Origin of the sequence: Dialister sp. (assembly GCF_036343215.1) — a bacterium.
Classification (GTDB): Bacteria; Bacillota; Negativicutes; order Veillonellales; family Dialisteraceae; genus Dialister.
The window spans coordinates 1-1747 of sequence record NZ_JAZASU010000184.1 but is presented as its reverse complement, the minus strand read 5'-3'; the positions used below and the strand labels follow the sequence as shown (position 1 = coordinate 1747).

The 1747-nt window shown below is 47.1% G+C and carries 2 protein-coding genes; both read right to left on the bottom strand.

The window, feature by feature from the left end; genetic code table 11:
* Positions 1–1503: recombinase family protein (locus VZT47_RS10230; RefSeq protein ID WP_330224857.1), on the bottom strand; the 1503-nt coding region annotated here is incomplete at its 3' end.
* A 43-nt stretch (positions 1504–1546) separates the two neighbouring features.
* A partial coding sequence (locus VZT47_RS10225; protein WP_330224856.1) for an SHOCT domain-containing protein occupies positions 1547–1747 on the bottom strand: 201 nt, incomplete at its 5' end.

Below are 1747 nucleotides of genomic sequence, written 5' to 3'. Positions count from 1 at the left end.
AGTGTCCAGTCCCAGCACAGAAGCAGTTAGCTTTTTCATAGTGCTGTCTTTGATGGCTTCATTGCCACATATACCAGCACACCGCCAGTACCGTTCCTTTTTTCCATCAGAATATGTAGTTTGTTGGCTCCTGTAATTTTCTCCACAGTACCCGCATTTGATGAAGCCTGTGAACTCATTGAATGCTTTTCGGTTGGGATTTGTGCTTTTTAGCTTATGTCTTTCTCCCCATTCCTTCCGGCGTTCACTAGTCCATGCGTCCTTCCGGGCAGTAGAAACCCATTGCCGTGTAATCTGCTCTCCATTTTTCATATGAAACACCATCACATGATGTTCCGGAACCACAATTATATCAACCTGATTCAGGAAGACATTTTCATCGAATTCGGAAAGCCCCAGGACTTCTGTGCATTCCTTGACTAGGACTTTCTGTGGGATAGCTCCCTTAGAACGGCAGGTTCTTCCTCTCTCTTTATGGGAAATACAGGTCCAGCAATCCTTATTTTTCCGTTTACTGCGAATATGCACAAAACTCTTCCCGCAGATTCCACACCTGATTTTGGTGGTAAAACAGCAGGTATCGATGGACCAGTTTGCCAAAGCCCCCAGTTCCCGCCGTCTTTCCCTTTCTTCCTGTACCTTTTTATAGGTTTCCATGGGGATAATGGCCTCATGTGTATTTTCCACAAAATATTGTGGGAGTTCTCCATGATTGATTTTGGTTTTTCCGGTGATGGGGTCTGTCGAATAGGCTTTCTGGAACAATAGATTACCGGTGTAAGTAATATTCTCTAAAATTCTCCGGACGGCCGAATTCCCGAAATGTTTCCCATTAAAGGATTTGATTCCCATTTCTTCCAGCTGCTTTTCCGTGGTCTCAGCGGACAGGCCTTTTAAGAAGTTGTCATAAATGAGCTTTACAACAGACGCTTCCTTGGGCTCAGGGACAAGCTGATCTCCCTGCCAACGGTATCCATAGATTCGAAACCGTCCATTAGGAATCCCTTGTGCAAAACGTTTTCGGGTTCCCCATTTGACATTTGTACTAATGGAACGGCTCTCTTCCTGGGCAAAGGATGCCAGGATGGAAAGCATCAGTTCGCCGTCACCCGTAAGGGAGCGGATATGCTCTTTCTCGAACCGCACTTCTATACCCAGGTCTTTCAAATGCCGCACTGTCGTTAAAAGGTCTACCGTGTTCCTGGCAAAGCGCTGGATGGACTTTGTAAGGATAATGTCAATCTTTCCTGCTTCACAGTCCGCCAGCATCTGCTTGAACCCTTTTCGCTTGTCGATAGTGGTTCCGCTGATACCGTCGTCTGCATAGACACCGGCAAATTCCCATTCCGGGTTTCTCTGGATCAGGCCGTTATAGTAGCTGATCTGAGCCGATAGGGAATGGTTCATCCGTTCCGACTCCACGGAGACCCGGGCATAGGCTGCCACTTTTTTTCTCCGCGTGATGGTCGGCATGGGCCGACTGACCCGCGTGATTTTCTTCATTGTATCAACTCCTTTTGCTACTATTACTCACTCTGAACCGGATTTATAGCAAGTCGATATCTGCTAATAATGGGCCGATCACAGGAGAATATTTATTCCGGAGCTGCCGTTCGGCTTTTCCGTATTCAGCTTTTGTAATCAAACCCTTCTGGAGCATTCCCCTGATGAAATGCATGGCGGCCAGGTACATCTTCTCCTGTTTCAACTGCTTAGCGTCCATCCTGGCCACCTCCGAACCTGTCTT